The sequence below is a fragment of the Micromonospora sp. WMMD1274 genome (assembly GCF_049179035.1).
GTDB lineage: Bacteria > Actinomycetota > Actinomycetes > Mycobacteriales > Micromonosporaceae > Micromonospora > Micromonospora tulbaghiae.
Genome location: NZ_JBMHMG010000001.1, coordinates 3,400,129 through 3,423,525, shown reverse-complemented (window position 1 = coordinate 3,423,525; position 23,397 = coordinate 3,400,129). Strand labels below are relative to the sequence as shown.

Genomic DNA, 23,397 nt, shown 5'->3' with positions numbered 1-23,397 from the left:
TACGGATGCTCAAGGGCTTCAAAGACTTCATCATGCGCGGCAACGTCGTCGACCTGGCGGTCGGTGTCGTCATCGGCGCCGCGTTCACCGGCGTGGTGACCCAGCTCACCAAGTCGTTCCTGGAACCGCTGGTACGCGTGTTCATCGCGCTGATCACCGGCAGCAAGGACGGCCTCAGCGGCTCGACGCCCAAGTTCCGGGGCATCCCGTTCGACTGGGTGGCCTTCGTCAACGCGGCGATCACGTTCGTGCTCACCGCGGCGGCGCTGTACTTCCTCGTCGTCTACCCGATGAACAGGCTCGCCGAGCGGCGCAAGCGCGGCGAGGAGCCGCCGCCGTCGGCCCCGAGCGAGGAGGTCAAGCTGCTCACCGAGATCCGTGACGCGTTGCTCGCCGGCAACCACGGCACGCCCGGCCAGCGCAGCGCCCTGGACGACGTGCTCGGCCGCCGGCAGGAGCCGCCCGCGCCGCGCTGAACGCCATAGCCGATCGGCCCCCGCAACGATCTCGCGGGGGCCGACGTGTATCGAACACATGTTCGATAGAGTCCGGGCATGGAGCAGCGTAGGCACTGGTGGAACGGGAAATGGGGACGGCTCGCCCGGCGTGACGTCTTCCTCCGGGTGGACGGCGACCGCTGGCACGTGGAGCAGCGGGCCGGCGGCGCCGAGGGGGTCTCCCGGTTCTACGAGCACGCCAGCGTCGAGGAGGCCGAGGAGACGATCCGGGCGCTGCTGGACGGCACCGACACCTGGCGCGAGCTGTCCCCCCGCCCGCCGGGCGGCTGGGCCCCCTCCGTTTAGCGCCCGCGCGCCCCGGGAACCGCTGCTGCATGAGCCAGCAGCAGGACACCGTCTCCCGGGTCACCACCGGCATGCGTGTGGTCGACTCCGCGGGCGTCGAGGTGGGCACAGTCGATCTCGTGCAGCGCGGCGACCCGGCCGCGGTGACCGTGCAGGCGCCCGCCCCTGTCGACCCGGGCAGCAGCCTGGACGAGCTGATCGAGTCGGCCGCGGCCGAGGAGCCGGACGTTCCGGCCGACCTGGCGGCCCGGCTGCTGCGCGACGGCTACCTCAAGGTCTCCACCGAGCTGGTCCGCACCGGCGCGGTCTACGTGCCGGCCGGCCGGATCGCCGCGGTGAGCGACGGCGCGGTACGCCTCACCGTCCCGGTCACGGAGCTACCCGCCGAGGAGTGACGCCCAGGGTCGAATGCGCCGTTTGGGCGGTCCTGCGCGTCGAGGCGGCCGCGCTCGGGAAGCGGCCTACGCTCGTCGGGTGCTCCTGACCTATGTGGACGAGTCGTACACCGATCGCTGGTACTGGATCGGCGCGCTTCTGGTCCCGGAGGCTGTGGCCATCCCGCTCAGCACCGCGCTCGACGAGGTGATGACGGACGCGGCCAAGGCATACGGCATCGACCGAGCCGCCGAACTCCACGGGTACGACCTGTTCCAGGGGCGGATGTCCTGGGCGGGCGTGCCGCCACGCGCCCGGATCGCCGTCTACAACGCGGCGCTCAAGGCGATCGGCACGTACGACGTCACTGTCATCCTGCGCGGTGTCGACCGGCACGGCCTCGCCCGGCGCTACGGGCTCACCCGACCCGCTCACGAGGTGGTGCTGTCACACCTGCTGGAACGGGTGGACGGGTACGCGGCGATGCGGGACGAACTGGCCCTGGTGATCGCGGACGAGGTCGACAACCCCGCCATTCACCGCTCGGACCTGACCCGTTACCGGGTCGACGGAACCGGGGGCTACCGTTCGCGGCGGCTCAGCCGGATCGTGGACACCCTGCACTTCGCCCCGTCGCACGCATCCCGGCTGGTGCAGGCCGTCGACCTGGTCACCTTCCTGTTCCGCAGGATGGCGAGCGGGACGGGCGCGGACCCTCGGGAGGCGACGACCAACACGCGGTTGTGGTCCTGGGTCGAGCCGCGCCGGTACCACTCCTGGTGCTGGCATCCGACCGGACGGCCGACGCACGAAGGGCCCGCTTGAAAGCGGGCCCTAAGGCGGTTGCGGGAACCCTCACGGGCCTCCTGCGCACTCCAGGTTAACAGTTCGTCACCCGGTCCGGCCGGAAAGCGACGGGGCGGATTCGGTCTGGGGCGGCTCGACCGGCGGGGGCGCGGCGCGGCGGCGGAACAGCAGCAGCATCAGCCAGCCCGCGACCAGTCCCCAGAACGCGCCGCCCACTCCGAGCAGGGTCACCCCGGAGGCGGTGACCACGAACGTCACCACCGCCGCCTCCCGCGCGTCCGGCTGGGCGACCGCCGCCGTGACGGCTCCGGCGAGCGCGCCGAGCAGGGCGAGCCCGGCGACGGCCTCGACCAGCACCGGTGGGGAGAGCAGCACCAGGGCGGTCGCCACGCCGGCGCCCAAACCGAGCAGGGCCAGGCCGATCCCGGCGGTGACCGAGGCGATCCAGCGCCGTTTCGGGTCCGGGTGGGCGTCCGGGCCGGCGGCCAGGGCGGCGGTGATCGCGGCCAGGTTCACCGCGTGCCCGCCCGCCGGGGCGCCGAGCGCGGTGGCGAGCCCGGTCACCCGCAGCGCCGAGCCCAGCGGGGCCCGGTAGCCGTACCCGGCGAGCACCGCGGTGCCGGGCACGTTCTGCGCGGCCATGGTGACCAGGAACAGCGGCAGCGCGAGCCCGACGACGGCGGGCAGCGTCCAGGCCGGCGCGGTGAACGCGACGACCGGTGCGGCGTCCAGCCGGGCCGGCCCGGAGGTCGTCAGCGCGATCGCGACCACCGCCACGGCGAGCGCGCCCGGCACCGCCCACCGGCGGGCGAACCGGTGCAGCAGCAGCCAGACCAGCACCACCGGCCCGGCCAGCAAGGGCACCTCGACCAGGGCGCGTACCGGCGCCGTACACAGCGGCAGCAGCACCCCGGCGAGCATGGCGGAGGCGATCGGGGTGGGGATGGCGGCGACCGCGCGGCCGAGCGCGGGGATCAGCCCGGCCGCGATGATCAGCAGCCCGGCGAGCAGGAAGGCGCCGACCGCCGCGGGCCAGCCGCCGGCGACCGGCCCGGTGGCCACCAGCAGCGCCGCGCCCGGCGTGGACCAGGCGATCGACAGCGGCAGCCGGTGCCGCAGGCCGAGCCAGACCGCGCAGGCGCCGCTGGCGACGCAGAGCGCGAGCAGGCCGGAGGCGGCCTGCTCCGGTTCGGCGCCGACCGCGCGCAGCCCGGCCAGGACGACTGTGAACGAACTGGCGAAGCCGACCAGGGCGGTCACCACGCCGGCCAGGACGGGTTGGAGCCGACCGCCCATGCTCTCCTCCTCCGACCGTTCCGTTTACGGAACGGCACGGTGTAGCACGATAGCCCTCATGACAGCCGCCGCACCAGCCGATGACCGGGGCGCCCGGGAGGTCGGCCGGCGCATCCGCTCGCTCCGTACCGAGCGGGGCATCTCCCTGTCCGAGCTGGCCCGCCTCGCGGGCGTCGGCAAGGCCACGCTCTCCGGTCTGGAGAACGGCGTGCGCAACCCCCGGCTGGAGACCCTGTACGCGATCACCGCGCAGCTCGGCGTACCGCTGACCGCCGTCCTCGCCACGCCCGACCAGGCGCCGACCCTGCGCGGGGCCGCGGTGGGAGGCACGCTGCTGGAGGTGTTCAGCGACCGGGAGGCGACCTACGAGCTGTACCGGATGTGGGTCACCCCGGGCCCGGCGCAGCTCTCCCCCGCCCACTCCAGCGGTGTGACCGAACACGTGACGGTCTTCTCCGGCGTGCTCCGTGCCGGGCCGGTCGACGCCCCGCTGACCGCCGGTCCCGGGGGCTACCTGCGGTGGACCTCCGACGTGCCGCACACCTACGCGGCGGTGGGCGAGGAGGAGGTCCACGCGAGCCTCCTGCTGCGCTATCCTCGTCCATCCACACTGGACAGTTGACGCATACCCAGGATGCAAGCTGATGACATTTCTTTCAGCAGACCCGCCAGCGCGTGCAGACGCGGAGCCGTTCTTCTTGGCAAGCTTGTCCTCATGACGCTCATCCTCCGCTCGGCCATCCTCAACGACGTCGGCCTCGTCCGGACCAACAACGAGGACTCCGCCCTCGCCGGTGACCGCCTCGTGGCGGTGGCCGACGGCATGGGCGGGCTCCCCGCCGGCGAGGTGGCCAGCGAGATCGTCATCCGGATCCTGGACGAGCTGACGCCGCCCACCGGCGCCGACGAGGCCGCCGACGCGCTGCGCGCCGTCGTGAGCACCGCGAACCAACGCATCCGCGCGGCCATCACGGTGGACCCGGCCCGCGACGGCATGGGTACGACGCTCACCGCCGCCCTGCTCGCCGGCGACACCCTGGTCCTGGCCCAGGTCGGCGACTCCCGCTGCTACCTGCTGCGCGACCACGAGCTGACCCAGCTCACCCGCGACGACACGTTCGTCCAGGCGCTGGTCGACCAGGGCGCGCTCTCCCGCGACCAGGCCCGGCACCACCCGCAGCGCTCGCTCGTCACCCGCGCGGTGCAGGGCTCCGACGCGCCACCCGCCGTCGGCGCGCTCACCGTGTTCGCCGGCGACCGGCTGCTGCTGTGCAGCGACGGCCTCTCCGACTACGTGGAGGACGCCGCCATCGCCGCGGCGCTCGCCACCTACGGGGACCGCCAGCAGTGCGGCGAGCAACTGGTGAAGCTGGCCCACCAGGCCGGCGCGCCGGACAACGTGACTGTGGTCATCTCGGACGTCACCGAGGCGTGAGCGGGCGCCCTTTCCGGTTGCGGACCGCGCCGGGTGCGGTTGGGATGAACGGATGCACATCCGCCGGCTGGCCGCCGATGAACGACTGACCACCAGCTTCCCGCTCCAGGCGTACGCGTTCGAGGCCTCGCCGATGGGCGCCTCCCGGACCGACCAGTTCCGCGCGTACCTGCCGTACAACGCCGGGAACACGACGCTGGTGGCCGAGGAGGACGGGGTCACCGCGGCGGCCGTGTCGGCGATACCGATGCGGCAGAACCTGCGCGGCGCGGTGCTGCCGATGGCCGGTGTGGCGGGCGTGGCCACCCATCCGCTGGCCCGCCGGCGCGGCCACGTGCGGACGCTGATGCAGCAGCTCCTCGACGGCATGCGCGACGAGGGGCACCAGCTCACCGCGCTGCACCCGTTCCGCGCCTCGTTCTACGAGCGCTTCGGCTACATCGGGCTGCCCCGGCGCCGTACCGCGGTCTTCAACCCGGCGGACCTGGCGCCGCTGCTGCGGGCCGAGCTGCCCGACGAGCTGGTCTGGGAGCGGATCGGCGCCGGTTATGCGCGGTGGCGCGCGTACACCGAGCGGTGCCTGCGCGAACGGCACGGCTTCGCGGTCTTCCCGGACTTCCGCGCGGTCGGCCTGCGCGACCGGGACGACCGCTGGCTGGTCAGCGTGGTTCGCGGTGGCGAGACGGTCGGCGCGGTGACCTACCGGATCGACGACCACGCCGGCACGCTGTTCGCCGACGACCTGCTGGTCGACGACGCCTACGCCCGCGCGTCGGTGCTCCAGTTCTTCGCCCGGCACGTCGACCAGGTGGCCCGGATCAGCGTCCAGGTGACCCCCGACGAACTGCCCGAGCTGTGGCTCACCGACCTCGACGTGCAGGTGGAGGCGCGGGTGGCCCGGCCCGACCCGACCGCGCCGATGGCCCGGCTGCTCAGCCTGGACGCGCTCGCCGACCAGCCGGTCGGGGTCGGCCGGGTGCTGATCGAGCTGTTCGGCGACCGCTGGCTCGCCGGCCGCCACCTGCTCGACGGCACCACCGGCAAGCTCGCGGTGCTGCCGGCACAGACCGCCGCCGAGGGCAGCGTGCCGACCGCGCGGCTCACCGCAGCCGGGCTGTCCGCCCTGGCGTACGGGGTGCTCGACCCGGCCGAGGTAGTCGTACGCGGGCTGGGTGAGGTGCCGGTGGACGCGGCCGGTGAGCTGCGCCATCTCTTCCCCCGTGAACTGCCGCACCTGTTCGCCGACTTCTGACCCGGTTGACGGCGCCGCGCCGGGGGTAGGGTCCAGCGCGTGCCGGAGTGGCTGGAAGCGGGATTCTGGGGCCTGCTCGCCGGGTCGGCCCTGCTGATCGGGGCGGCCGTCGGGTTCTTCGCGCGCGTACCGCGCCGGGTCACCGCCTCGGTGATGGCGTTCGGGGCGGGCGTGCTGCTGTCCGCCGTCTCGTTCGAGCTGATCGACGAGGCGCACGAGCAGGGCGGCCTGCTGCCGGTGGCGATCGGCGCGGCGGCCGGCGCGCTGGCGTACACCGGGGCGAACGTGCTGCTGGCCCGGCACGGCGCGCGGCACCGCAAGCGCTCCGGCGACGAGCAGCCCTCCGAGCGGGAACAGCCCGGCTCCGGTACGGCGATCGCGGTCGGTGCACTGCTCGACGGCGTACCCGAATCGGTGGTGATCGGCGCGAGCCTGCTCGCCGGCGGCCCGGTCAGCCTGGTCACTGTCATCGCGGTGTTCCTCAGCAACGTGCCGGAAGGGCTCTCCAGCGCGGCCGGCATGCGGCAGGCCGGACGCACCCGGCGCTACGTGTTCGGGCTGTGGACGGCCATCGCGTTGATCTCCGGGGCGGCGTCGCTGGCCGGGTACACGCTGCTCGGCGGCGCGCCGCCCGAGGTACTGGCGACGATCACCGCGCTCGCCGCCGGCGCGATCCTCGCGATGATCACCGACACCATGGTCCCGGAGGCGTTCGCGGACGCGCACCTGCTGGTCGGGCTGATCACCGTGCTCGGCTTCCTGGTCGCGTTCGCGCTGTCGCACGCCTGACCGTCGCACGCGGTGCCCGGGGGGCGCTGCCTGCCACGCGGTCGCGGGCTCAGGTGCCGACTGCGGCTTAGCGGCGGGTTAAGGATCGGCTGTGGGGTCGTGCCGGGACGGACGGTCCTCCTAGCATCGGGCGGTGCGCGTGAAGTCGGCTGTCACTCTGCTCGTCCTCGCCCTGGCGACGGCGACGCTGCCCGCCTGTGGCGATGATCCGGCCCCCGCGCCCGACGCCGCCGCAGCCGGCTCGTCGGCCGGTCCGGCAGCCACCCCGTCGCCCACCCCTAATGGGCGCTCCGGACTGGGCAGCGCCCGGCCGAGCCCCACCCCCGCCACCGTGGCGTTCCGCGCCGGCAACCCCGCCGGCCGGGCGAGCGTGCCGGCCGAGGCGCGTCCGGTGGACACCTCGCGCCCGACCCGTACCGTCGGCAGCGGCACCCCGGCGAGCTGCACCTCGGAGGCGGTCGTGAAGGCCGTCGCGGCCGGTGGTGTGATCACGTTCGACTGCGGGCCCGCGCCGGTGACCATCACGATGAAGGCCACCGCGAAGGTGGTGAACTCGCACGGCCCGCGCGTCGTACTGGACGGCGGTGGCAAGGTCACGCTCAGCGGCGGCGGCAAGCGCCGCATCCTCTACATGAACACGTGCGACCAGGCGCAGGGCTTCACCACCTCGCACTGCCAGAACCAGGACCACCCGCGGCTCACCGTGCAGAACCTGACGTTCGCCGACGGCGACGCCACCGGCGAGCGGACCGAGGGCGGTGGGGGCGGCGCGATCTTCGTACGCGGCGGGCGGTTCGCCGTAATCAACTCACGGTTCGTCGACAACCGCTGCGACCGTACCGGCCCGGATCTCGGCGGCGCCGCGCTGCGCGTGCTCAGCCAGTTCGAGAACAAACCGGTGTACGTGGTGAGCAGCACCTTCACTGGCGGGGTGTGCGCCAACGGCGGGGCGTTGAGCAGCATCGGCGTCTCCTGGACGGTGCTGAACAGCGTCTTCCGGGACAACCGCGCGGTCGGCACCGGCGCGAACCCGGCCCGGGGCGGAACGCCGGGCGGCGGTAGTGGCGGCGCGATCTACTGCGATGGCAACGAGTTCGCGGTGCGGATCGCCGGCACGGTGATCGAGGACAACAGCGCGAACGAGGGCGGCGGCGCGATCTTCTTCGTCAGCAACAACCGCACCGGCACGCTGAAGATCGACAGTTCGACGCTGCGCCGCAACCCGAGCAGAGGCTTCGAGACAAAGGGCCACCCCGGCATCTTCTTCCTGGGCGCCCAGATCTCCTGACGTCCGACCTCTTCCCGCCCCGCCTTGGCGCTGCCCCGTCCCGTCGATCATGAAGTTGGCGGCCTCCCCGTCGGCGTGTCGCGCCCAACCTCATGATCGCCGCCTGAGCCCTCGGCCTGCGCGCGCCGCTCTCACCCCGCCTCGTCGATCATGAAGTTGACGGTTCCGTCATCGGCGTGTCGCCCCGCCAACTTCATGATCACCAGCCAGGCCCCGACCCGACGGGCGCCCGCCCCGTCGGCCCCACCTCGCGCGTGACCCCTTGACTTTGTGATCAAGGAGTTTGCGTCCTAGTCGATCTCTGGGAGGGACACAAACTCCTTGATCAACAGGGCGGGGCGGGGAGGGGCAGGGCGGGGAGGGGCGGGGCAGGGCGGGGTGGGGCGGGGTCAGTAGGGGTTGGGGTGGCCGGGGAGGTGGCCTCGGGTCAGGGCTGCCGGGCGGCCGGGGAGGGCCGGGTCCGGGGACAGCGGCGGGGAGTCGGTGCCCGCTCTCGTGGCCATGCCGGCGAACAGCTCCTTCAGGGCTGTGACCGTGTCGACGGCCGGCGTCCAGCCGAGTTCGGTCTCGGCGCGGTGGCTCGACATCAGCGGCACGTTCAGCGCCAGGTCGACCCAGCCGGTGTCGACCGGTTGCAGCCGCGCCCGCCAGGTCACCGCCGCCGCGGCGCGCAGCACCGGAGTCGCCACCGGCACCGTCCAGCCGTGGAAGTGCCGGGCCACCAGCTCCGGCGTCAGCACCGGGTCGGCCGCCACGTTGAAGGCGCCGCTCGCGTCCCCCACGACCGCCCGGGCGTACGCGTCGGCCACGTCGTCGGCGTGCACCGCCTGCATCCGGAGTCGCTTGTTCGACGGCACCAGCGGAATCCGGCCGTACCGCAGCAGGCGCACGGGCACCAGCGGGCCGAGGAAGTAGCGGCTGATCTCCGTACCGGCCTCGCGCTGGAAGATCAGTCCCGGCCGTAGCCGTACCACCCGCAGGTTCGGGTGCTCCCGCTGCACGCCGTCGAGCAGCGCCTCTACCTCCGCCTTGTCCCGGCTGTACGACGACGTCTCCACCCCGGTCGCCGGCCAGTTCTCGCTGACCGGGTGGTTCTTCGGGCCGGGCGCGTACGTGCCGACCGATGAGGCGTACACCAGGGCCGGAACGCCGACCCGGACGGCGGCCTCGATCACCGCGCGGCTGCCGCCGACGTTGGTCCGGTAGAGCGTGCGCCGGTCGTGGCTGGGCTGGATCTGCCAGGCCAGGTGCACTACCGCCCGCGCCCCGGCGAAGATCCGCACGAGCTGGTCCGCGGCACCCGGCGCGCCGATGTCGCAGGAGTGCCACTCCACGTCGTCGTACGGTTCACCGGCGTCCGGCCCGGGCAGCCGGCGGGCCACGCCGACCAGCTCGGTGCCCGTCTCCCGCCGCAACCGGCGCAGCACTGCCGTCCCCACGTTGCCGGTCGCCCCCACGATCACGATGCGCATGGTCGTGCCGTACCCGCTGAACCGGGCAGCAACCGCTCACGGACGGGGGTTCGTGCGCACCCAGCCCTTCTCCCGTTCGCGGCGACCGGCGGTGGCGGCCAGGCAGCGCGGGCAGAGCCAGCTCTCCGGGTCGGCCTCGGTGAGCACGTCGGTACCGGAGTAGTCGAACGGCACGTGCGGGAAGCGGCGCAGCCGGGTCCGGCTCAGCGGCAGCCCGCACAGCGTCTGGTTCTGCCCCGGCAGCCAGGCGTGCACCTCACCGCCGGGCCGGCGTACGCCGTCGTCGCCCGGCACCTCGCGGGACGCCGCCACGGCGGCGGTGGTCGTGACTCGCATGGTCGCCCAGGTTCCCCGGCCGCCGCCGTTCACGCCTGGCGGCGACAACCCCTGGGGTACGCGGGCGGAGCGCGTACTCCCATGGTGGTAGCCCGATCGACGACTCCGGGGCGACGACCGGCGGCGATGCGCGTCCATACGCTGCCGCCGTCACCACTTGCCGCAACCCCAGGGAGTCCCAGAATGTCCATCCGTCACCTGCTCGCCACCACTGTCGTCGGAGAGTTCGCCCCGGCCGCGCACGCCTCGCTCGCCGCCGGGGGCATCGGCGGCTCCGGCCGGGCCGGCGCCACAGTCATCGCCGTGGTGGGCCTGGCGAGCGTGGTCGTTGGCGGGCTGGCACTCAGCCGCTCCCGCCGCGGGCCGGGCGAGGGGCGGATCCAGGCCCTCGTGGCGGCCGCGGCCGGCCTGGTCAGCCTGGTCCTCAGCGCGTGGCATCTGGCGCTGACCACCGAGGGTCTCGGCAGCGGTCAGGGACGCGCAGGTGCGGTCGCCGGGGTGGCGTTCGGGCTGATCGGCGCGGTGCTGGGCGGGCTGGCGCTGGCCCGTTCCCGGCGTACCGCCTGACCGGTCGCTCGTCCTGTCCCGGCGCGCTGGTTCCGCCGGCCGCTCGTTCCGTTCCGGCGTCAGGAGGCGGTGAGCCAGCCCGGCACGGTGAGCCCCGACTCGTACGCGAGCACCACAAGCTGGGCCCGGTCCCGTACCCGCGTCTTGGTCATGATCCGGCTGACGTGCGTCTTCGCGGTGGCCGGGCTCAGCACCAGCCGGGCCGCGATCTCGTCGTTGGACAGGCCGGCGGCGACCAGGGCGAGCACCTCCCGTTCCCGCTCGGTCAGCGCGCTCAGGCGAGGGCCCGGGTCCGGGTGCCGGGTCCGGGCGGCGAACTCGGCGATCAGCCGGCGCGTGACGGCCGGGGCGATCAAGGCGTCGCCCCGCGCCACCACCCGTACGCCGTGGATCAGCTCCGCCGGCTCGGTGTCCTTGACCAGGAAGCCGCTCGCGCCGGCCCGCAACGCGCCGTAGACGTAGTCGTCCAGGTCGAAGGTGGTCAGGATGATCACCCGGGCGTCGGTGCCGGCGACGATGTCCCGGGTGGCGGCCAGGCCGTCCAGCAGCGGCATCCGGATGTCCATGAGGACGACGTCCGGCCGCAGCTCCCGTGCCAGCCGTACCGCACCGGCGCCGTCGGCGGCCTCGCCGACCACCTCGATGCCGTCCTCGCCGTCGAGGATGGAGCGGAAGCCCGCGCGTACCAAAGTCTGGTCGTCGGCGAGCAGCAACCGGATCACGTCGTCTCCCCCCGTTCCGTGCGTGGCGCGGGGACCGGCAGCGGGACGGGCCGCAGCGGGAGGCGGGCCCGCACCAGGAACCCGCCGTCCGGCCCCGGCCCGGTGGTGAGCGAGCCACCCAGCGCCCGGGCCCGCTCGCCCATGCCGAGGATCCCGTTCCCGGGCGGACCCGTGGGACCGGCGCCGTCGTCGGCCACCTCCACCAGCACCTCGTCGCCGTCCGGCACGACCCGGACCACCGTCGTGCTCGCGCCCGCGTGACGGCTCACGTTGGTGAGCGCCTCCTGGACGATCCGGTACGCGGACAGGTCCACCTCCGGCGGGAGCGGCCCGGTCTCCGTCACCTCGGTACGCACCGTCAGCCCGCGCCGCCCGGCCGTCGTGACCAGCTCGTCGAGGCGGTCCAGACCGGGTGCGGGGTGGCTCGGCGTCGTACCCTCCTGCCGGAGCACGCCGAGCGCCGCCCGCAGCTCCCGCAGCGTCTCCCGGCTCGTCTGCTTGATCACGGTAAGTGCCTCCGCCGACCGCTCCGGATCGGGCCGGTGCAACGCGGCGCTCGCCTGCACACTGATCAGCGAGAGATGGTGGCCGAGCAGGTCGTGCAACTCGCGGGCGATCCGCAGCCGCTCCTCGGTGGCCCGGTGGCGGGCCTCCTCCTCCTTGCGCTGCTCCGCGGCCAGCACCCGGGCCTGCACCTCGGCCAGATAGGCCCGCCGGTTACGGGTCACGCCGACGATGACCGCGACCAGCCAGCCGGCGTGCAGCAGCGTCGCGCCGTTGCCACTGACACCGGTCCGGGTGTAGCTGTCGGCGACGGCGAAGGAGACGACCGAGGCCAGGCCGAGGCCCACCGCGACCGCGATGTGCCCCTCGTCGACGACCGTGTACAGCGCCACGACGAACACCAGCATGATCGGCCCGGGCCGGTGCAGCAGAGCCCCGTACGCGGCGACCGCGGCGAGCGCCACCAGGCCCACCGCCACCGGGTATCGCCGGCGCAGGTAGAGCGCGGCGGACGAGGCCAGGACGACGAGCAGCGCGACGAGTTCGGCGGTGGTGTCGATGCCGTCCGACTGCACGATCAGGCCGAGGAGGGCCACCAGCGCGACGGCAGGCACCACTGCCGCTTCCGCCTTGGGGCCGTGCCGGCACCAGCTCGACATTGCCGAAGCGTAGCGGTCCGCGGACGCAGCGGAGGGCCCCGCAGCGGCGTCGTGGCGTGCCGGAGAGTGCTCGGGAGGGTCGGTGCTCGACGCACGCCGGGCTGATCGGGTTCGGGTAACCTGTGCCGTGCGGGCCGCTAGCTCAATGGCAGAGCTGTGGACTTTTAATCCTCAGCTATCCTTTCACGCGTTCGCTACCGAGCGTGAAGCATCTCTGTCCGACTTCTTGCCCGCTAATCCAGGCAGAGGTCGTAGAGTATCAGCAGGTCAGAGGCCCCGTAACTCATCGTATTCGAATCGTTGGCCGTCTTTACTGGCGCAAATCCAGATTCTAGGCGTGGAATCCATTTAGGGTCGCTGGCATCCGAACACCCACGGAGCACCCATGTCCCGTCAACTAGGCCCCCAGCAAGGGGCGTGTACGGTGCCGCGGCGGGTGCAATGCCGCTCGCTCGTGCAGGGATCGTCGTCGATGGACAGGCGCTCGACACGCCGGGAGCAGCGGTGCCCGGTCACCGATCACGGCGGTGGTGGCCTCTGTGGCGGCCTGCCACAGCCGACGTGCCGGGGCGCCGGGCCGGGCGGAGCACGCGCCCGCGTGTGCTGCTCTGCCGGGAGGATGTGCCAGTGGTAGTCCTCCCGCCCAGCAGGCCATCGGTGCGTGACGCCGGCGCAAGCTCTCCATAGGTCGGTCCTTTCCAGGATCGGTGGCTTGGCACGGTAGAGGTTTCAGACGGTGCCGGCCGGTGATCGCCGGCCGTCTGCTGCCGCCACTGTCAACGGCTCAGAGGGGATCTCTCGGGCTCCGGGGTGATGCCACCGGCATCAATGGCCTACTCGATTCGGGATGGTCGTGGCCTTGGGAATCGCAGTCGCGCCGGATGCGGGTGAGGTGCTGTTTCATGCGGGTGGTGGCCGGGTGGCCGGGGTGTTGCTGGTGGTGGGTGGTGATCGTGTCGGCGAGGAGGGCACGGGCGGGTTGGCAGTGGCCGAGGTAATGGAGGACGAGGGCGATGGTGGCGTGGGTGGCCAGGGTGCGGTGGGCGGTCGGGCCGTCGGTGGTGGTGAGGTTGTCGGCGAGTTGCCGCAGGAAGCGCAGCGCTTGTTGGTGATGGTTGGCGCTGCGGTGTGCGGTGGCAAGGAGGTGCAGGCTGTTGATCGTGTCTGGGTGGGTGGGTCCTCGGAGTTGGGTCAGGCTTTCGTGGGCGTAGGAGGCCCAGGTGATGGCGGCGTTTGGACGGCCGAGGGTGAGGTGCACCGCGGCGAGGAGTGCGGCGGCTTCGGCGTGCACGAGCTCGGCAGGCGCGGTGGCGGGGTTGATGCCGGTCAGGCTTTTCTGGAGCAGGTCTAGGGCTCGCTGGGGGTTGCGGTCGGCAAGGTGTCGGGCGGCGGCGATCCGGTGGGCTCGGACGTTCTGGTGTGGGTCGGGTAGCAGGATGGGTGCGGTGCGCCAGGCGAGAGCGATGTCGGCGGAAGTTTTGCTGACGGTGACGTGGCTGAGGACCCGGTCGGCGTAGGTGGCGGCGACATGCGGGAGGGTCGGCGTGGTGGCGACGGGCACGATCTGGGGTGTGTGGTGCAGGATGGCGCGGCCGATGGTGTCAGTGATCTGAGCGGCGTCGACCGGCGTCGGCCGGCAGCCGGGCTGGCATTCGTAGCCTGGCTCGAAGCTGGCGTCGATGCGGACCATGGGCTCGTGGCAGTGTCCGCAGCGCAGCAGTCCGGCGGGTAGGTACGTCTCGGGTAGGTCCATGAGGGCTCCGGGCCGGGCGTCAGACTCGGGAGCCTTGACGGCGGCCGGAAGGGCGGAGGGCTGCGGAGGCGGTCTCGTCACGCTGGGCGGGGCGGCGGCTCATCGGTTGCAGGGTCACGCCGTCGGTCGGGCGCTCGATGGCGTGGTGGGCCTCGTAGCCGCCCTGGACGAGAAGGTGTTCCCCGGCGGGAAGGGTGAGGGTCCAGGATGGCAGGTCGATCAAATCGAGGCGGCTGCACAGGTGCTCCGTCAGCGCCCGACCCAGGCCGGTCCGCTGGTGGTCCGGGCGCACGGCAAGGTAGGCGAGGTGGTAGTGGGCCTTGGTCGGCTGCCGGCTGTCCATGATCTCGTCCAGGGCGCGGAACTTCTCGGCGTACGGGCCAGCAGCGGTGGCGAGGCGGGTGGCGTAGTTGGCCGGCGGTGGAAGGGGCCCGTACCGGTGGAAGCAGACCGTGGCGGCGGTGAGGCTGCTGGTGACGTGGACGTCGCCGTAGAACATGGCGTGCTCCACCCAGATGGCGGCGACGTCGGTCAGGACACGGCGGCGGTGCTCCTCGTCGGGGACCAGCCAGGCGCCGATGGGAGTGGGGTGGAGGGCCTCGCCGATCACCGCGGCGACAATGCCCTGCTCCCGCCACCGCGCGGCCCGGATCTGATGCCTCACCTCGTGCCCTACCTTTCTTGCTGCGTGTCGTCGTGCTGGATTTGGGTGGCCGGCGGCAGGGGACGTGGGACCCGCTGCCGCCGGCCTGGAGGACCGGCCGCCGTCCTACCCCCTAGGTGCGGCGGCCGGTCGGCATGTCACCGCAGGGGGGTCGCGGCTGCGGCGGCGGTGGGTGAAGTGGGCTCGTCGGTGCTGCTCGCGCGGCCGTTGTCCAGCAGAAGGCTGCAGGAGAACAGGCCGGGCCGGCGCCCGCCGTCGATCCACTCCTTCGCGGCGAGCAGTTCGCCGGTGGCCGGGTCGATGACCAACGTCGAGGTGGAGCCGTCGGCGGTGACCTGGAAGGCGAGCCCGGTCCGGCCGGCGAGGTCGGTCGTGGTGCCCCGGTAGGTGATGTCCGGGACCGCCGCCAGGACGCGCAGGGTCGTCGCGCGCTGCCGCGAATCGAGGTGTTGGCTGGTGGCCAGTCCGACGACACCGCTGGTCAGGATCCTGGGGTAGGCGGGCTCGTCGACCAGCGCGGGCGGCGCGAGCAGCCTGGCCAGTTCGCGCGGCTCGGCCGGGATGTCCTCGGGGAGGTAGGGATGCAGTTGATTGATCCCGTGGTGCACCGATTGCGGCGCGGCCCGGCTGAGTTCCTGGCGTTCCTCAGCGGTGGGGTGGTGGTTCACGCCGCGCAGGTCCGGTGCCCGGCGGATGATCTCTCGGCCGGATCCGTCCGCGTCTTTCCGCCAGCGCCGCACATCAGTGCGGACGATCGTGTTGGTAGCGCGTGCCCAGGTCTGGAGATGCAGGTAGGTGTAGGGCAGCCCGGCGGTGGTGTCGGCTGGGGCGGTGCTGATGGCGCTGGCGAGCAGGTCCAGGCGCTGCCGGGTGGTGAGCCCGGCGGCGGTGGCGGCCGTAGCTGGTGTGCTGGCCGGCTGCGATGCGGAGGGCGGGACGCCGGCCGGTCCTGGTGCGGCAGTGCCGGCGTTCTGGCACGCGGTGAGCAGGACAACGCTGCCGCCGAGGAGCGCGGCAAGTCGGCGGCGGGCCGTGAGGGTCAGGTGGGTCATGGTCCTCGTGCCTTCAGGTGCGCTCGCGGGCGTGGATGACCCGGCGTTCGTAGGAGCCCAGGAGTACGCGGGGATCGGTCATGAGGTCGGCGAATCGGTCCGCGTCCTCGCGTGTCATGTCCAGGCTGGAGCGGAGGTCGGTGACAACGTCGCCGAACAGCCGGCATCCGGGGCCGCCGCCGGTCCAGGTCTCTGTGGCGGTGTGGACGCAGTGCTGCACCATGCCGTGGCCCAGGAGCAGGGTTTCGGGGTCGGCAGTCCAGGTCGCGCCATGCGGGCCGGTGACGGCGTGGTGGACCTGCTGCATGACGGAGTGGATCAGGGTGCCGGACTCGTCGTCGGGCGCCCGGTAGATGCGGGGTGGGGTGGGGGTGATGTCGGCGAGGACGAGCCAGCCGCCCGGACGCAGGCGGGCGGTCATCTGCTCGATGACGTCGGCCGGGTCGCGCAGGGTGCCGTGGGGCCAGCGGGCGACGATGTGGTCGTAGCTGTGGGCCTGGCCGGGCAGGAGGTCGCGGTTCGGGTCGCGCTGCTGGATGTCGATGACGGCGGTGCCGGTGAGGTGGTTGGTGTCGGCGTCGACGGCGGTGACGGACCCGTAGCGGCCGACGAGTTGGGCCAGGCGGTCGGTGATTTCGCCCGTGCCGGCGCCGATCTCCAGCACCCGCTGGTTGGTGCGGATGTCGATCCGGTCCAAGATGTTGTGGATGCTCGGGTTGAGCAGTTGGTGTATCGGCCCGGAACGGGCCGGCAGTGTCGTTGTCATGGTGATCCTCCGGTCGTCGGCGTGGTGGGTGATGCCGGCGGCATCAGTGGGCGCTGGTGGTGAGGGTCTTCCTGGTCATGGCTGGTAGACGCGGTGGCGGCGCGGACGTGCGGGTGCCAGCGCAGCTCGACGCGGTCTGGTGTGTGGACGAAGGCGTGGTCGACCACGCGGAGCAGGTGCTGGCGCAGCCCTGCCCGGGTCGACTGGTGCCACCGGGCGTAGGTGATGAGGGGCCGTTCGGTGGCGGTGCGCCGGTCGTAGGCGGCGGTGAATCCGACGACGAGGGCCTCCAGATGCCCGGCGTCGTAGAGCGTTCGGCAGAAGCAGATGTAGAAGCGCCGCCGGGTCGCGCAGGTGAAGGGCTGGAGTGTTAGCCAGCAGGTGGTGCATCTGGCCAGGTCGGTGAGCAGCCACAGGCTGGTGTCATCGTCGTCGGTCACGGCGTCACCAGCCGCATGGTGGGTGGGGTGGTTGGCGACGGTGTTCGGGTCAGCGTCGCCAACCACCCGCCGCCTCCCGCAGCGAGGTGCGCCGTGCGGGTGGGGGTGTCCACCGGGCGCGGAAGGTGTGCCGCGCCCGGTGGACGACGGCGAGGCACGGGGGTGACCTCGCCGGGTCGGTGATGATCGCGGGTTGCAGTCATGACGGTGTCCGTGTGGTGGTCGGAACGGTGAGCAGGTCATGCAGTTCGGTGGGGTACTCGCGGATGTCGGCCGTGGCGACGTGGCGGATGATGCGGGCCCGGTCCAGAACGGCGATGCTGTGGGCGACCTGGCAGGCCAGGGCGAGGTTCTGCTCGGCGAGCAGGACCGCGGTGCCGTCGGCGGCGAGGCCGGTGATGATCGTCGCGAGTTGCCCGACGACGGCGGGGGCGAGTCCTTCGGACGGCTCGTCGAGCAGCAGCACGTCCGGGGCGGCGACCAGCGCGCGGGCCAGGGCGAGCATCTGCTGCTCGCCGCCGGAGAGCTGATGGGGTTGGTGATGGCGTCGCTCGGCCAGGCCCGGGAACAGGTCGAGCACCTGGCAGGCGTCGACGGTCCTGGACCGGGTGGGGTGCGGTCGGGGCAGGGCGAGGTGTTCGTCGACAGTGAGCCCGGCGAACAGACGGCGGCCCTGGGGAACAAGGCTGATACCGGAACGGGCGCGACGCCGTGCCGGGATCTCGGTGACGACGTGTCCGTTCAGAACGATCTCGGTGCCGGGCTGGCTTGGGTGCAGGCCGGCGATGGTGTCAATAAGAGTGGTCTTGCCGGCGCCGTTGCGGCCGACGACCGCGGTCACCCGCCCGGCGCGCACGTCGAGGTTGACATCGGTGAGCACCGGCGCGCCGGTGTAGGCGGCGCTCAGGTTCCGCACCCGCAGGACCGGCGTCCCGGCCACGGCCGCCGTGGTGGCTGGGCTGTCGGGTGCGGGGTTGGTGGGGGTGTCGGTGCCGAGGTAGACGCGGCGCACGTCGGGGTGCTCGCGGATCGCTGCGGGGGTGCCGGTGGCGATGTGCTGGCCGTGGTGCAGCACGGTGACGGTGTCGGCGACGGCGGCGACGAAGTCGAGGTTGTGGTCGACCAGCAGCACGGTGATGTCGTCCGGCAGCGCGCGGACCAGCCCGGCAAGACCGGTGACCTCGCCGGTGGCGAGGCCGGCGGAGGGTTCGTCGAGCAGCAGCAGCCGGGGCCGGGCGGCCAGCGCGACGGCGATCTCCAGGCGGCGTTGGTCGCCGTAGGCGAGCTGACCGGCGGGCCGATCGGCGTGGACGGTGAGGCCGACCTGGGCCAGCGCCGTGTGGGCCGCCGTCACGGCACGCGGCTGGGGCCGCAGCGCGGCGAGGCGTTGTCCGGGGACGGCGAGCAGCACGTTCTGCATGGCGGTGAGCGGACGGGCGAGGGCCGGATGTTGCCAGGTGCGGGCGATCCCGGCGCGGGCCCGGCGGTGTGCCGGCCAGCGGCCGATGTCGCGGCCGGCGTAGAGGATGCGGCCGGAGGTGGGGCGCAGGGTCCCGGCGACGAGGTGCAGCAGGGTGGACTTGCCGGCGCCGTTGGGGCCGATAATCGCGTGCCGGGCCCCGGGCCGCAGCTCGACGCTGACCTCATCGACAGCGCGGCGGGCGCCGTAGCAGCGGCTGACGGCCTCCAGGCGCAGCAGCGGGACGCTCATGTCCGCCTCCCGGACAGTCGGCTGGTGAGGCCGGCCAGGCGGTGCCGGGGCAGGTAGGCCAGCAGCAGAAACGCCAGGCCGAGCAGGGTGGGACCGTAGCCGCCGAGCAGGCCGCCGACCCAGTCCCGGGCGGCGACCAGAAGGATCGCGCCGGCGCAGGCGCCGATCATGCTGCCGGAGCCGATGAGCGCGGCAGCCAGCGCGAGGGCGGAGACGCCCATGGCAGCGTCGGCGGGCGACACGTACCGGGTGACCGCGATCAACAAGGCTCCCGCCGCGCCGGCGATACCCCCGGCGATCGTGTACCCGGCGAGCAGCAGACGGCCGGTGTGCTGCCCGGCGCCCTGCACCCGGGGTTCGTGAGCGGCGATGCCGCGCAGCAGCAGAGCGAAGCGCGTGCGGGCGACACCGGCGACGGCAGCGCCGATGAGCAGAGTGCAGGCCAGCACGTACAGGTACACCCAACCGGGCCGCACCATCGCCGGCAGGCCGGGCAACGCCACGACGGGCGGTGCGTGGGTGCCTTCGCTGCCGCCCGGGGCCCACTGGTTCGCGGCGGCGTGGACGAGCTCACCCAGGCCGAAGGTCACCATCAGGAAGGTGGTGCCCCGGGCGCGTACGGCGAGGCAGCCAGTGACGGCGGCGGCGAGCGCCCCGGCGGCGGCAGCCGCGAGGAGTTGGAGGGGGCCGAGGCCGGTCAGCGTGGCGACGCTCGCGGCGGTGTACGCGCCGACGACCAGGTAGGCGGCCTGTCCCAGCGGCGCGAGCCCGGCGAGCCCGGCCAGGAGTTGAGCGCTCATCGCGAGGACGGCCATCACCAGGGCGGTGGCGGCAAGCGAGATCACGTACGCGTTGACCAGCCACGGCAACGCCATCGCCGTCACCAGGCCCAGGGCCCCGATGGTGGGTATGACCCAGGACGGCAGCCGAAACGGCCGGCGGGCCGAGCTGTTGGTGGACGCGGAGGTGGGGGTGAGGGTCGCGGTCATGCGGGCCGTCCCGGAAGTCCGGTGCGCTGGCGGATCGTGAGCGCGGCGAGCATGGCGGCGGCGAGCAGAAACGCGGCAGCACCGGGGACGAGGGCGACGCCGAGGGTGAGGATCTGCCCGACGCCGAGCGCGGCGAGCAGAGCGCCGCGGATGCTGCCGAGGCCGCCGACGACGCAGACGATCAGCGAGTAGACCAGGATGGTGGTGTCCACCCCCGGCGACGGGCCGATGACCGGCGCGCCCAGCACCCCGGCAGCCACGGCGAGGACTCCTCCACCGACCAACACGCCGGTCCGGACGATGCCGTTGCGCAGGCCGGTGGCGGCGGCCATGCCCGAGTCAGCGACCACCGCGCGCACCACCGCCCCGGCGCGAGACCGCTCGACGAACCAAAACAGCCCCGCCACCAGCAGCACGCCGACCGCGATGAACCCCAGCCGGTAGACCGGATACTGGAAGCCCTCCAGGCTGACCGACCCGGCCACCGCACGGGGCGGGTCGACCGAGCGCGGCTCCGCGCCGAACACGGCGCTGAACTGGTCGGCGGCAATGTAGGCGACGCCAAGGGTCGCCAGCACCTGATCGAGCGGCCGGTCGGTGAGCGGGCGCACGGCGGCGGCCAGACCCGCTCCCCCGAGCGCGCCCACTACCACTGCGGCGGCGAGGGCGAGGGCGAGGCCGGTCCAGCCGCCGTCGGCGAGGTGCCAGGCGAGGTAGGCGCCGGCGAGGTAGAGGGTGCCGTGGGCCATGCTGAGCACCCCGGCCACGCCGACGATCAACGTCAGCCCGGCGGCGATGGTGAACAGCAGCAGCCCGTACGCGACACCGTCTAGCGCGGTGATCGTGTAGGGGTTGACGAGCCCGTCCAGGCCCACGGCACTCCTCCTCGTCCGCTGGGCCGGTCAGGCGGTGGTGGGTCGGCGGCCGACGGTGGTGTGCATCAGGTAGCCCGACAACATCAGCTCCGGGTCCATCAGCACCTCCCGCAGCTCGGTCAGCTCGTCGCGGGTCATGCCGGCGTCGAGCAGCTGCGCCTCGCGCTGGAGGGAGTTGGAGCGGTGCAGCAGGCAGGTGCCGGTGCCGCCGCGCCACGAACGGGACTCGATGTGGCTGGTGACGTCGACCAGGCCGGCGCGCACCATCGCCTCCGGTGCCCGCTTGGCCCAGCCCATGTCCGCTCCCCGAGCCTCGCCGAAGGCGAGCAGGCCGTCGTGGAAGCGTTCGATCAGCTCGGTGGCGCGGGGGCTGGGGCTGCGGCGGATCATGTCCCGCCAGGTGCAGTCCCAGTCCGCCACCACGAGTACCCCACCAGGGGCGAGGACCTGCGTCAGTTGGGCGAGGACCTGCTCCCGTTCGGGCAGGTGCATCAGCACCAGCCGCGCCACGACCGCCTGCTGCGACCCGTCCAGTTCGATCTGGCGGATGTCGCCGGCTCGGACGGTGATGTTGGGGCCGGTCGGGATGTGGCGGGGGTCGAGGTCCACGGCGGTGACGTGCCCGCCCGGGGCGACCTGGTCGGACAGCCAGGCGGTCAGCGTGCCCGCCCCGGCGCCGACGTCGGTCACGTTCCAGCCCGGCGCCATTCCGGCCTCGGTCAGGATCCGGCGGGTGCCGGAGTCGAGAATCTCACCCAGGTGGCGCAGCTGGTTGGCGGCCTCGTCGGTGGCGTTGTCGAACATGTACCCGGCGCTCTGTCCGCTGGCGGTGGTCGTCGTCATCGTGTCTGTCCCTTCTGGATCAGGAGCCGAGCGTGGTCAACGTCTGAACGGTGCGGTTGACCCACACCTGGCCGTCCTGGGCGACCTCGCGCAGGTAGTACGCCTGCACCGGCGTGTGGTTCTGCGAGCCGAACTGCCAGCTCCCGCGTGGCGAGTCGATGGCTCCGACCCGCGACAGCGCCGCCGTCAGCGACCGCCCGGTCAGCTCACCGCTCGCCCCGCCCAGCGCGGCGGGCGAGGAGGACGAGGCGGCCGGGCTGACCGCCGTGGGGCTGCTCGGTACCTGCGCCCCCGTGCGGGTAGTGGTAGGTGTGGCCGCCGGGGCGTCGGGGCGGGCGAGCGCTTCGGCGATGGCCTTGTCCAGCACGAGCGCCGCATCCCACCCGGTGACGTGGTAAAGATTCGGCAGCTTCCCGTCGTTGGCCGCGGTGTAGCGGCGCACGAAGTCACGGTTCGCCGCGTTGTCCAGGGTGGTGGAGTAGTTCAGGGCGGTGTAGATCCCCTTGGCCGCCGGGCCCAGGGCCGCCAGCGACGGGCCTTCGGTGAGGAACCCCGAGGCGTACAGCGGCACGTCCACGCCGTACTGCCGGTACTGCTTGACGAACTCCACCGCGCTGGCACCGGCGTAGAAGGTGTAGACCGCCGCCGCCCCGCTGTTTTTGATCTTGGTCAGGTATGGGGAGAACTCGGTGGTGGGGGCCGGCACCCACGGCGTCCACGTCGGCTCGCCGCCCGGGTTGGCCAGCTTCCCGCCGGCCTTGCGGAACGCGTCGACGAACCCGCCAATCTGGTCGCGTCCGCCGATGTAGTCCGGGCCGATCACCCACACCCGACCCTCGCCCACCTTCTGGCGCAGGTAGTCGGCGATCGACGCGCCGGTCTCCTGGCTCAACCAGGACGTCGACCACAGGTAGGTGGTGTCAGCGACGGTGGACGGCCGGCCGCCGGTGCCGATCAGCGGCACCCCAGCCTCCTTCAGCAGCGGGTACAGGGTTTGCACCGTGTCCGCGGTGCCCCCGCCGACCAGGGCGAGGACCTTGTCCTGCTCGATGAGCTTGCGCGCCGACGCGAGCGCGACCGTCTTGCCGTCGCCCTCGTCGGCCTCGATCACCTTGACGGGTCGGCCGCCGAGCTTGCCGCCCAGCGTGTTCAGGGCCAGCCGCCACCCGGCGGCCTGGTCGTCGCCGATCGCCTTGTAGGGGCCGGACTTCGGCACGATCAGGCCAATGCGGATCTCCTCGCCGCTGGTGTCCGAGTCGCCGAGGCTCGACCCGGTACATGCCGAGATCGCGAGGAGCACGGCGGCGACGACGGTGGCGATCGCCAGCCGCCACCGAGACCGGCCGGGGGTCTGTTGAGAAGTCACAGGAGTCCTTTCGTCGAGGGGTGCGTTTCAGGAGGGGAACGGACGTGGGTCGCGACTCGGGTGTCCGGGGGTGCTGAGGTGGCTCCTTGCGCTCAGAGGTGATGCCGGCGGCATCACCCGGTGGTAGCGGCCGGTGTGCTCGGCGGTGATGAGGTGGTGCAGGACGGCCAAGACGGAGGCTGGCTCGGTGGCGTCGCAGGTCAAGACCGGCACCTGGGGCGCGACCCGTAGGGCCTCGCGGATCTCGTGGCGGTTGCGCGTACCGCCGAGCGGTCGGTTGACGGCGGCCAGGTAGGGCAGGCGGCGAGCGTCGAAGTAGTCCAGCGCCGGATACGAGGCCGGTAAGCGGGTGGCGTCGACCAGCACCACGGCGCCGAACGCCCCGGCGCTGACCCGGTCCCACATCCACCACCAGCGCCGCTGATCCGGCGCCGTGCGCAGGGCGACGGTGACACCGTTCGGCAGCGTGGCGTAGCCGGTCTCCCACACGCTGCCCGGACCCGCAAGCGCCGCGCGGCCGTGGCCGGCGGCGCGCAGGAAGCACGTCTTGCCTGCCCCCGCACCGCCGGCCACCAGGACCGTGACCACCCGGCCGTCGGTCACGCCGGTGTCCCTGTTCATGCTCATCACCGC

General features: G+C 72.8%; 26 protein-coding genes. 10 read left to right on the top strand and 16 right to left on the bottom strand.

Features of this window, described 5'->3' with window-relative positions; genetic code table 11:
* The first annotated feature begins 5 nt into the window (after window positions 1-5).
* From mscL to ACN27D_RS16100, 4 genes are all read left to right on the top strand, one after another.
* Window positions 6-476 (top strand): large conductance mechanosensitive channel protein MscL, encoded by a 471-nt coding sequence (gene mscL / locus ACN27D_RS16115; RefSeq protein WP_013283518.1) that lies wholly within the window; start codon window positions 6-8, stop codon window positions 474-476.
* 78 nt (window positions 477-554) lie between these two features.
* Complete coding sequence (locus tag ACN27D_RS16110) at window positions 555-803, top strand: hypothetical protein (protein WP_121684401.1); 249 nt, start codon at window positions 555-557, stop codon at window positions 801-803.
* Window positions 804-832: 29 nt separating this feature from the next.
* Window positions 833-1,198 carry a hypothetical protein gene (locus ACN27D_RS16105; RefSeq protein ID WP_357823109.1) on the top strand — a complete coding sequence of 122 codons (366 nt, stop codon included), beginning with the start codon at window positions 833-835 and terminating at the stop codon, window positions 1,196-1,198.
* Window positions 1,199-1,277: 79 nt separating this feature from the next.
* A complete protein-coding gene (locus ACN27D_RS16100; RefSeq protein ID WP_349879498.1) occupies window positions 1,278-2,003 on the top strand; it encodes a DUF3800 domain-containing protein in 726 nt (241 codons plus the stop codon).
* A 66-nt stretch (window positions 2,004-2,069) separates the two neighbouring features.
* Here ACN27D_RS16100 and ACN27D_RS16095 read toward each other — a convergent pair whose 3' ends face one another.
* Entirely contained in the window at window positions 2,070-3,281 is a 1,212-nt protein-coding gene (locus tag ACN27D_RS16095) for a benzoate/H(+) symporter BenE family transporter (protein WP_358171030.1), read from the bottom strand.
* A 58-nt stretch (window positions 3,282-3,339) separates the two neighbouring features.
* On the opposite strand from ACN27D_RS16095, the gene ACN27D_RS16090 reads away from it, so the two are divergent.
* From ACN27D_RS16090 to ACN27D_RS16070, 5 genes are all read left to right on the top strand, one after another.
* Window positions 3,340-3,903: a helix-turn-helix domain-containing protein gene (locus tag ACN27D_RS16090; protein WP_120572144.1), complete on the top strand. Its 564-nt coding sequence runs from the start codon at window positions 3,340-3,342 to the stop codon at window positions 3,901-3,903.
* Between the two features lie 93 nt (window positions 3,904-3,996).
* The gene (locus tag ACN27D_RS16085) at window positions 3,997-4,716 is read left to right on the top strand and encodes a PP2C family protein-serine/threonine phosphatase (RefSeq protein WP_099162983.1); all 720 of its coding nucleotides are present in this window, start codon (window positions 3,997-3,999) and stop codon (window positions 4,714-4,716) included.
* Window positions 4,717-4,768: 52 nt separating this feature from the next.
* Window positions 4,769-5,968, top strand: coding sequence for a GNAT family N-acetyltransferase (locus ACN27D_RS16080; RefSeq protein WP_421499398.1), 1,200 nt, complete (start codon window positions 4,769-4,771; stop codon window positions 5,966-5,968).
* A 39-nt stretch (window positions 5,969-6,007) separates the two neighbouring features.
* The gene (locus ACN27D_RS16075; RefSeq protein WP_120572146.1) at window positions 6,008-6,757 is read left to right on the top strand and encodes a ZIP family metal transporter; all 750 of its coding nucleotides are present in this window, start codon (window positions 6,008-6,010) and stop codon (window positions 6,755-6,757) included.
* Between the two features lie 139 nt (window positions 6,758-6,896).
* Complete coding sequence (locus tag ACN27D_RS16070; protein ID WP_358171381.1) at window positions 6,897-8,045, top strand: hypothetical protein; 1,149 nt, start codon at window positions 6,897-6,899, stop codon at window positions 8,043-8,045.
* Window positions 8,046-8,434: 389 nt separating this feature from the next.
* Here the strand turns inward: ACN27D_RS16070 and ACN27D_RS16065 are convergent, their stop codons facing one another.
* Complete coding sequence (locus ACN27D_RS16065; protein WP_120572148.1) at window positions 8,435-9,517, bottom strand: NAD-dependent epimerase/dehydratase family protein; 1,083 nt, start codon at window positions 9,515-9,517, stop codon at window positions 8,435-8,437.
* Between the two features lie 36 nt (window positions 9,518-9,553).
* On the bottom strand, window positions 9,554-9,853 hold the full coding sequence (locus tag ACN27D_RS16060) for a hypothetical protein (RefSeq protein WP_120574039.1): 300 nt from the start codon (window positions 9,851-9,853) through the stop codon (window positions 9,554-9,556).
* A gap of 183 nt (window positions 9,854-10,036) precedes the next feature.
* Between ACN27D_RS16060 and ACN27D_RS16055 the strand changes: the two genes are divergently transcribed.
* A complete protein-coding gene (locus tag ACN27D_RS16055; protein ID WP_120572149.1) occupies window positions 10,037-10,420 on the top strand; it encodes a DUF6223 family protein in 384 nt (127 codons plus the stop codon).
* Between the two features lie 59 nt (window positions 10,421-10,479).
* Here ACN27D_RS16055 and ACN27D_RS16050 read toward each other — a convergent pair whose 3' ends face one another.
* The 13 genes from ACN27D_RS16050 to ACN27D_RS15990 form a co-directional block, all read right to left on the bottom strand.
* Entirely contained in the window at window positions 10,480-11,142 is a 663-nt protein-coding gene (locus ACN27D_RS16050) for a response regulator (protein ID WP_120572150.1), read from the bottom strand.
* Complete coding sequence (locus ACN27D_RS16045; RefSeq protein WP_358171028.1) at window positions 11,139-12,305, bottom strand: sensor histidine kinase; 1,167 nt, start codon at window positions 12,303-12,305, stop codon at window positions 11,139-11,141. The genes ACN27D_RS16050 and ACN27D_RS16045 overlap by 4 nt, the downstream gene beginning before the upstream one ends.
* Before the next feature lie 784 nt (window positions 12,306-13,089).
* Window positions 13,090-14,058 carry a tetratricopeptide repeat protein gene (locus ACN27D_RS16040; protein WP_358171026.1) on the bottom strand — a complete coding sequence of 323 codons (969 nt, stop codon included), beginning with the start codon at window positions 14,056-14,058 and terminating at the stop codon, window positions 13,090-13,092.
* Between the two features lie 19 nt (window positions 14,059-14,077).
* Window positions 14,078-14,722: a GNAT family N-acetyltransferase gene (locus ACN27D_RS16035; protein WP_421499397.1), complete on the bottom strand. Its 645-nt coding sequence runs from the start codon at window positions 14,720-14,722 to the stop codon at window positions 14,078-14,080.
* A gap of 137 nt (window positions 14,723-14,859) precedes the next feature.
* Window positions 14,860-15,774, bottom strand: a complete 915-nt coding sequence (locus ACN27D_RS16030; RefSeq protein ID WP_421499396.1) for a hypothetical protein — start codon at window positions 15,772-15,774, stop codon at window positions 14,860-14,862.
* 13 nt (window positions 15,775-15,787) lie between these two features.
* A complete protein-coding gene (locus ACN27D_RS16025) occupies window positions 15,788-16,540 on the bottom strand; it encodes a class I SAM-dependent methyltransferase (protein ID WP_358171023.1) in 753 nt (250 codons plus the stop codon).
* A complete protein-coding gene (locus tag ACN27D_RS16020; RefSeq protein ID WP_421499395.1) occupies window positions 16,537-16,980 on the bottom strand; it encodes a hypothetical protein in 444 nt (147 codons plus the stop codon). Before ACN27D_RS16020 ends, ACN27D_RS16025 begins: the two co-directional genes overlap by 4 nt.
* Window positions 16,981-17,179: 199 nt before the next feature.
* Window positions 17,180-18,691, bottom strand: coding sequence for an ATP-binding cassette domain-containing protein (locus ACN27D_RS16015; protein ID WP_358171020.1), 1,512 nt, complete (start codon window positions 18,689-18,691; stop codon window positions 17,180-17,182).
* Complete coding sequence (locus tag ACN27D_RS16010; RefSeq protein WP_358171019.1) at window positions 18,688-19,680, bottom strand: branched-chain amino acid ABC transporter permease; 993 nt, start codon at window positions 19,678-19,680, stop codon at window positions 18,688-18,690. The genes ACN27D_RS16015 and ACN27D_RS16010 overlap by 4 nt, the downstream gene beginning before the upstream one ends.
* Window positions 19,677-20,555 carry a branched-chain amino acid ABC transporter permease gene (locus tag ACN27D_RS16005; protein ID WP_358171018.1) on the bottom strand — a complete coding sequence of 293 codons (879 nt, stop codon included), beginning with the start codon at window positions 20,553-20,555 and terminating at the stop codon, window positions 19,677-19,679. The genes ACN27D_RS16010 and ACN27D_RS16005 overlap by 4 nt, the downstream gene beginning before the upstream one ends.
* A 27-nt stretch (window positions 20,556-20,582) precedes the next feature.
* Window positions 20,583-21,398 (bottom strand): class I SAM-dependent methyltransferase, encoded by an 816-nt coding sequence (locus ACN27D_RS16000; RefSeq protein ID WP_358171016.1) that lies wholly within the window; start codon window positions 21,396-21,398, stop codon window positions 20,583-20,585.
* A gap of 19 nt (window positions 21,399-21,417) precedes the next feature.
* On the bottom strand, window positions 21,418-22,764 hold the full coding sequence (locus tag ACN27D_RS15995) for an ABC transporter substrate-binding protein (RefSeq protein ID WP_421499394.1): 1,347 nt from the start codon (window positions 22,762-22,764) through the stop codon (window positions 21,418-21,420).
* Window positions 22,765-22,791: 27 nt separating this feature from the next.
* Complete coding sequence (locus tag ACN27D_RS15990; protein ID WP_358171013.1) at window positions 22,792-23,385, bottom strand: hypothetical protein; 594 nt, start codon at window positions 23,383-23,385, stop codon at window positions 22,792-22,794.
* Window positions 23,386-23,397 lie beyond the last annotated feature (12 nt).